We start from the raw sequence: 6,994 nt of genomic DNA on the forward strand, positions 1-6,994 counted from the left end.
CGCCGATGACCGTTCCGCCCGGGGCGGACGGCGCCGGCGTCAGCCGATGCGTCCCGGGCGCCCCTCGCCGTCGACCACGTCGCCGCCCGCCGCGGCCCAGGCGGTCATGCCGGCGTCGACGTTGGCGACCTCGTAGCCGGCGCCGTCGAGGGCCTGCGTCACCATCGCGGAGCGGACTCCGGAGTGGCAGACCACCAGGATCGCTGTGTCGGCCGGGAGCTCGTCCTGCCGGGCGCCGATCTCCCCCATCGGGATGTGGTGGGCGGCCGGAGCATGCCCCGCCGCCCACTCGTGCGGCTCCCGGACGTCGAGCAGCCAGACCTCGTCGCGCTCGACGAGTCCGACGGCGTCGGCCGCCGTGACCTGTGCGTAGTCGGCCACGGCTCAGCCCTGCACGGCCGGCGCGGCCGGAGCGGTCGCCTTCGCCCGGGCCGACTCCACGCGCTTGTCGTGCTTGGAGATCTCGGGCTCCCGGCTGCGCAGCTGGGCGTACAGCGGCGCCGCGACGAAGATCGTCGAGTACGTGCCGACGATGATGCCGATCAGCAGGGCGAGCGAGATGTCGCGGAGCGTGCCCGCGCCGAGGACGAACGCACCGATCACGAGGATCGCGGCCACTGGGAGTGCGGCGACGATCGAGGTGTTGATGGAGCGCACGAGAGTCTGGTTCTCGGCCAGGTTCACCGTCTCGGAGAAGGTGCGGGTCGTGCTGCCGAGCGCCTCCACGGTGTTCTCGCGGATCTTGTCGAAGACCACGACCGTGTCGTAGAGCGAGTAGCCGAGGATCGTCAGCAGTCCGATCACCGCCGCCGGCGACACCTCGGTGCCGGTGATGCCGTAGACGCCCGCCACGATCACGAGGTCGTGCAGGAGCGCGACGATCGCCGCGAGCGACATCTTCCAGGTGCGGAAGTACGCCCACATGGCCAGGGCCGCGAGGACCACGAAGATCACCAGGCCGCGCAGGGCCTGCTGGGTCACGTCGTTGCCCCACGCCGCTCCGATGAAGGAGGAGGCGACCTGGTCGGTGGGCACGTCGTAGGCCTCCGACAGGGCGTTCCGCACCGCGGTCGACTCGTCGGTCGAGAGCTGGCCGGTCTGCACGCGGATGGAGTCGTCGCCGACGATGGACACGCGCGGCACGGTCTCCGGAGCGACCGAGGTCACCGCGTCCGTCGCCGTCGCCTGCTCGAGGCTCGACGGCGAGGACACCGTGAACTGCGAGCCGCCGGTGAACTCGATGCCGAAGTTGAAGCCGCCGCGGGCGACCGTCCCGAGCAGCGTGATCAGGATCAGGGCGAGTGAGACGAGGTACCACGTGCGGCGCCGGCCGACGAAGTCGATCGATCGCGCACCGGTGTAGAGGTCGTTTCCGAACTGCGAGAAGCTGGCCATCACGCGTCCTTCCCGTTCGAGTCGTTGGAGTCGCGCAGGCCGGCCGCCTCGGCGGCCTTCCGCTCGGCGATGGTCTGGCGCTTGGCCGCCTCGCGGGACGCGGAGGCGCGCTTGCCGGCGACCACCTGGTCCTGCGGACGGAAGGCGGCACGGCCGCGGTAGACGGCTCCGAGCGCCCGGGGATCCAGGCCCGACGCCTTGTGCCCCTCGGCGAAGAACGGTCTCGTGGCCATCAGCTGCAGGATCGGGTGGGTGAACAGCGCCACCACGATCAGGTCGATGATCGTCGTGATCCCGAGGGTGAGCGCGAAGCCGCGGACACTGCCGACGGCGAGGAGGAAGAGGACCACCGCGGCGAGCAGGTTCACCATGTCGGACGCGAAGATCGTGCGCAGCGCGCGCCGCCAGCCGGACTCGACGGCGGACTCGAGGCCGCGTCCGTCGCGGAGCTCGTCGCGGATGCGCTCGAAGTACACGATGAACGAGTCGGCCGTGATGCCGATCGCGACGATGAGACCCGCGACTCCTGCGAGCGAGAGGCGCAGTCCCTCCCGCCAGGACAGCAGCGTGACGACGAGGTAGGTGACGATCGCCGCGACGAGCAGCGAGGCGATCGTGACGGCTCCGAGCACGCGGTACTGCGCGATGGAGTAGACGATGACGAGGATCAGGCCGATGAGGCCGGCGAGCAGGCCGCTGGCGAGCTGGGCGGAGCCGAGCGTCGCCGAGATGCTGTCCGAGCTCTGGACCTGGAAGCCGATCGGCAGCGCGCCGTACTTGAGCTGGTCGGCGAGCGTCTTCGACGACTCCTGGGTGAAGGAGCCCGAGATCTGCGCGTTGCCGTCGGTGATGGCGGCGTTCGTCGACGGGGCCGAGATGACCCGGCCGTCGAGGACGATCGCGAATTGGTTCTGCGCACCCTGCAGCGCCACGAGCCGCGAGGTCGTGGCGCCGAAGGCCTGCGTGCCCTGGTCGTCGAACGAGAGGTTGACGGCCCAGGTGCCGGTGCTGGCGCCGGAGGAGGTCGTCATCAGGCCGTTCGAGGCGTCCGAGATGTCCTCGCCGGTGATCTCCACCGGGCCGAGGACGTACTTCACCGTCCCGCTGTCGTCGCAGGTGATGAGCGGCTGGTCGGCCGGGGCGAGGTTCGGGTCCTGGCCGTTGAGGAACGCGCAGTCGAACGAGGTGTACTGGGCCTCGAGCGCCGGCGTGAGGTAGGCGAGGTCGCTCGCGTTCGTCGGCGAGGCGGTCGGCTCCGTCGCGAGCGACGGATCGACGGGCGTCGGCGTGGGCGAGGACGTCGCGTCGCCGCCGACCGAGCTGTTGGTGGCCTGGCTCGCGACGAGGACCGGGCGGAAGTCGAGCTTCGCCGAGGCCTCGATGCGCTGGAGCGTCTCGTCGTCGGGCGTGCCCGGGATCGAGACGACGATGTTGCTCGAGCCCTGGGTCGTGATCTCGGCCTCGGAGACGCCGGACGCGTCGATGCGCTGGCGGATGATCGAGACGGCCTGGGTCAGCTGCTCCGACGAGACGGTGTCGCCGTCGTTCAGCTGCGGCTGCAGGACGATCTGAGTGCCGCCCTCGAGGTCGAGGGCGAGCTTCGGCGTCCAGGAGCCGCCGCCCCAGAGGACGGCCGCCGTGTTGAGTCCGACGAGAGCGAGGATCAGGACACCGAGCCAGCTCAGGGAGCGGCGGGCCTTCCGGACGGGGGTTGATGCGGCCACCCAGGGCTCAGCTTTCTCTTCGGTCGACGGTGATCGGCCCGGGGTCGCCCGGGCGTGGAGAAGGGCGGGCGGGCGCCGATGCGCCCGGCCCGCCCAGGAGACTACTGCGCGCCGGGGCGGCGGTCGCGCTCGACCGGGTCCACCAGCGGGTCGCGGTGCGCGGAGTCGCGCTCGCCGAACTCGGGCGAGCCGGTCGCGGTCAGCGGGTCGGCCTCGTCCTCGGTGTCGACGGCGACGGCGTTCTCGCTCGGGTCGATGAGGCGGGCGATCGCCTGACGGTGGATGGTCAGCAGCGTGCCGGGGGTCGACTCGATGACGATCTTGTTCGCCTCGTCGTCGATCGACACGACGGTGCCGAAGAGGCCGGAGCCGGTCATGAGCTCCACCCCCGGCTGGAGGTTGTTCTTCATGCTCTCCGCGTCGCGCTGGCGCTTCTTGTTGTTGCGGAACATGAAGATGATCATCACGGCGAGCAGCAGGACGAGCAGGATGATCGTCGGATCCATGGGTGGGCCTTCCGGAGTGGATGGGCGATCCGCCGCGCGGCCTCAGGTCGAGGCGGAGCGGATCGAGCGGCCCGTCGGGCCTAGAGAATCATAGATCATCGGGGAACAGGGGCGGCTGAGCCGCCGTCCCCCGGGGGTCGATGCCGAAGTGGCGGTAGGCGGCGGGGGTCGCCACGCGGCCGCGCGGCGTCCGGGTCAGCAATCCGATCCGCACGAGGAACGGCTCGACGACGGCCTCGACCGTCTCCGCCTCCTCCCCCACCGACACGGCGAGGGTGTTCAGGCCGACCGGCCCGCCGTCGAAGCGGGTCAGCACGATCTCCATCACCGCGCGGTCGAGCCGGTCGAGTCCGAGCGCGTCGACGTCGTAGAGCTCCAGCGCCGCGCGGACGGCGGTCACGTCGGCCCGTCCGCCGTGGACCAGGGCGAAGTCCCGCACCCGCCGGAGCAGGCGGTTGGCGATGCGCGGGGTGCCTCGGCAGCGGCCGGCGATCTCGGCGATCGCGTCCGCGTCGATGTCGAGCTCGAGCAGCCGTGCCGCCCGGGCGAGCACCTGCCGCAGCTCGTCCTCCGCGTAGAACTCGAGGTGCGCGGTGAAGCCGAAGCGGTCGCGGAGCGGATTGGGCAGCAGGCCGGAGCGGGTCGTGGCGCCGACGAGCGTGAACGGGGCGAGATCCAGCGGGACGGACGTCGCTCCCGCCCCCTTGCCGACCATGATGTCGATCCGGAAGTCCTCCATCGCGAGGTAGAGCATCTCCTCCGCGGAGCGCGCCATGCGGTGGATCTCGTCGATGAAGAGGATCTCGCCGGGCAGCAGCGAGGAGAGGACGGCGGCGAGGTCGCCCGCGTGCTGGATCGCGGGGCCGCTGGAGAGCCGCAGGGGCGAGGAGCTCTCCTCCGCCACGATCATCGCGAGGGTCGTCTTGCCGAGACCGGGCGGGCCCGCCAGCAGGATGTGGTCCGGGGTCCGGCCCTGCATGGCCGCGGCCTTGAGCAGCAGCTCGAGCTGGCCGCGCACCTTGCGCTGGCCGACGAACTCGCTGAGGTTCCTGGGCCGCAGGGCGCCCTCGAAGGCGACCTCGGCCTCCGATGCGACCTCGGCGCCCAGCACCTCGTCGCTCACGAGCGGGCCGCCGGACCGAGGCGGGCGAGGGCGAGCCGGAGCAGCGCCTGCACGTTCGCGGCGTCGGAGGCCTGCGCGTCGAGCAGGATCTCATCGACCACATCGGCCGCGGTGCGCTCGGGCCAGCCCAGGCCGACGAGCGCCGCGAGCACGTTCTGCGCGGCGGTGGCGGCGGGACCGGAGCCGCGGGCGGCGCGCGGACGGACGGTCACCTTGCCGGCGAGCGACAGGATGATCAGCTTGGCCGTCTTCGGGCCGATGCCGCTGACCTTCCGGAACACCCCGTCGTCCTCGTCGGCGACCGCCTGCGCGATCCGGTCCGGCTCGACCGCGCCGAGCACACCGAGGGCGGACTTCGGGCCGACGCCGGTCACGCCGATCAGCAGCTCGAAGATCTCGAGCTGCTCCTCGTCGGGGAAGCCGTAGAGGGTGAGCGAGTCCTCGCGGACGACGAGCACGGTGCTGACCGTGGTCTCGTCGCCGACGCGCATCTCGAGCGCGTGCTGCGGGGTCACGTTCACCGCGTAGCCGACGCCGTGGACGTCGAGGACGGCGAGACTCCCGCGGGCGGAGAGGACGGTGCCGCGGAGGGAGGAGATCACCGCGTCAGTCTAGATGCTCGAACAGGCGTTCGACTCGCGGCCTCGGCGGCGCGCCACGCCCGCTGCGCTGCTGTGCCGCCCGCCGCTCCGTCGGCACCGGCTCCCGCCGACCCGGAGTAGGGCGCGAGAGGGGCCCGCCAGGCGTGGCAGACGGCCAGGGCGAGAGCGTCGGCCGCGTCGGCCGGCCGCGGCGGGGCGTCGAGCCGGAGGACGCGCTGGATCATCGCGGTGACCTGGCGCTTGTCCGCGGCTCCGTAGCCGGTGACGGCGGCCTTCACCTCGCTCGGCGTGTGCATCCCGACCGGGAGCCCGCGCCGGGCCGCCGCGACGAGGGCGACGCCGCTGATCTGCGCGATGCCCATCACGGTGCTGACGTTGTTCTGCGCGAAGACCCGCTCGATCGCGACGGCGTCGGGGCGGTGCTCGTCGAGCAGCGCCTCGAGCCCGTCGCCCAGGGCCAGCAGGCGGCGCTCCAGCGCGTCATCGGGCGGTGTCCGGAGGACCGTCACGTGCACGAGGGTCGCGCGGCGGTCGCGCGAGACGTCGACGATGCCGACGCCGCAGCGGGTGAGCCCGGGGTCGATCCCGAGGACGCGCATCAGGCCGCCCTCCGGGATCGGGCCGGGCTCACCGCGTCACTCCTCGTTCTCGAGCTCGGCGCGCACCTCGGCCGTGATGTCGAGGTTGGTGTAGACGTTCTGCACGTCGTCCGAGTCCTCGAGCGCGTCGATCAGGCGGAAGACCTTGCGGGCCGTCTCGGCGTCGGCCTCGACCTGGAGGGAGGCGACGAACTCGATGTCGGCGGAGTCGTAGTCGATGCCCGCCTCCTGCAGGGCCGAGCGGGCCGGGACGAGCTCGCTCGGCTCGACGCGGACCTCGAAGCTCTCGCCGTGGTCGAGCACGTCGTCGACGCCGAAGTCGAGGACCGCGCCGAGCACGTCGTCCTCGGTGACGCTCTCTCCGTGGGGCACGGAGATGACGCCCTTGCGTGCGAAGTTGTAGGCGACGCTGCCCGGGTCGGCCATGGTGCCGCCGTTGCGGGTCATCGCGGTGCGGACGTCCGCCGCGGCGCGGTTCTTGTTGTCGGTGAGGCACTCGACGAGCAGGGCGATGCCGTTGGGGCCGTAGGCCTCGTACATGATCGTCGTGTAGTCGATGACCTCGCCGGTGAGGCCGGCGCCGCGCTTGATCGCGCGGTCGATGTTGTCGTTCGGCACCGAGGTCTTCTTCGCCTTCTGCACGGCGTCGACGAGCGTCGGGTTGCCGGAGAGGTCGGCGCCGCCGATCTTGGCGGCCACCTCGATGTTCTTGATCAGCTTGGCGAAGGACTTCGCGCGGCGCGAGTCCTTGATCGCCTTCTGGTGCTTGGTCGTGGCCCACTTGGAATGCCCGGACACGGTGCTCCCTCGGAAATCTCGTTGCGTGCGGCCCCCGAGGGCGCCGCTGATGGCAGGGGCCAGTCTATTCGAGAGCCGGTCCGCGCCCGTCTCGGCCCGAGCACCGAGCCTTCCGCGCCCGTCTCGCCGGCGACGAGCCGCCCTCCCCACGCGCCCCCGCACCGCCGAACGCACGGTCCGCGTCCCAGCGGATCGCGCTAGGCGGACGCGACCCGCTGGGACGCGGACCGTGCGTTCGGCGGTGCGG

At 71.7% G+C, this 6,994-nt stretch carries 8 protein-coding genes; all 8 read right to left on the bottom strand.

What is annotated here, in order from left to right; genetic code table 11:
• Nucleotides 1-39 precede the first annotated feature (39 nt).
• The 8 genes from C5B92_RS14945 to C5B92_RS14980 all read right to left on the bottom strand — a co-directional run bounded on the left by C5B92_RS14945 (nt 40) and on the right by C5B92_RS14980 (nt 6,747).
• On the bottom strand, nt 40-381 hold the full coding sequence (locus C5B92_RS14945) for a rhodanese-like domain-containing protein (RefSeq protein WP_104224765.1): 342 nt from the start codon (nt 379-381) through the stop codon (nt 40-42).
• Nucleotides 382-384: 3 nt separating this feature from the next.
• The gene (gene secF / locus C5B92_RS14950) at nt 385-1,395 is read right to left on the bottom strand and encodes a protein translocase subunit SecF (RefSeq protein WP_104233316.1); all 1,011 of its coding nucleotides are present in this window, start codon (nt 1,393-1,395) and stop codon (nt 385-387) included.
• Nucleotides 1,395-3,119: a protein translocase subunit SecD gene (secD, locus tag C5B92_RS14955; RefSeq protein WP_104255392.1), complete on the bottom strand. Its 1,725-nt coding sequence runs from the start codon at nt 3,117-3,119 to the stop codon at nt 1,395-1,397. The genes secF and secD overlap by 1 nt, the downstream gene beginning before the upstream one ends.
• 101 nt (nt 3,120-3,220) lie before the next feature.
• Entirely contained in the window at nt 3,221-3,625 is a 405-nt protein-coding gene (yajC, locus tag C5B92_RS14960; protein WP_104350535.1) for a preprotein translocase subunit YajC, read from the bottom strand.
• Between the two features lie 88 nt (nt 3,626-3,713).
• Nucleotides 3,714-4,748, bottom strand: coding sequence for a Holliday junction branch migration DNA helicase RuvB (gene ruvB / locus C5B92_RS14965; protein WP_104224769.1), 1,035 nt, complete (start codon nt 4,746-4,748; stop codon nt 3,714-3,716).
• The gene (gene ruvA / locus C5B92_RS14970; RefSeq protein ID WP_104225337.1) at nt 4,745-5,350 is read right to left on the bottom strand and encodes a Holliday junction branch migration protein RuvA; all 606 of its coding nucleotides are present in this window, start codon (nt 5,348-5,350) and stop codon (nt 4,745-4,747) included. Before ruvA ends, ruvB begins: the two co-directional genes overlap by 4 nt.
• Nucleotides 5,347-5,949 (bottom strand): crossover junction endodeoxyribonuclease RuvC, encoded by a 603-nt coding sequence (gene ruvC, locus C5B92_RS14975; protein WP_104255393.1) that lies wholly within the window; start codon nt 5,947-5,949, stop codon nt 5,347-5,349. The genes ruvA and ruvC overlap by 4 nt, the downstream gene beginning before the upstream one ends.
• Before the next feature lie 36 nt (nt 5,950-5,985).
• A complete protein-coding gene (locus tag C5B92_RS14980; protein ID WP_104224772.1) occupies nt 5,986-6,747 on the bottom strand; it encodes a YebC/PmpR family DNA-binding transcriptional regulator in 762 nt (253 codons plus the stop codon).
• Nucleotides 6,748-6,994 lie beyond the last annotated feature (247 nt).

Origin of the sequence: Rathayibacter sp. AY1A4, assembly GCF_002930955.1 — a bacterium.
Taxonomy (GTDB): Bacteria; Actinomycetota; Actinomycetes; order Actinomycetales; family Microbacteriaceae; genus Rathayibacter.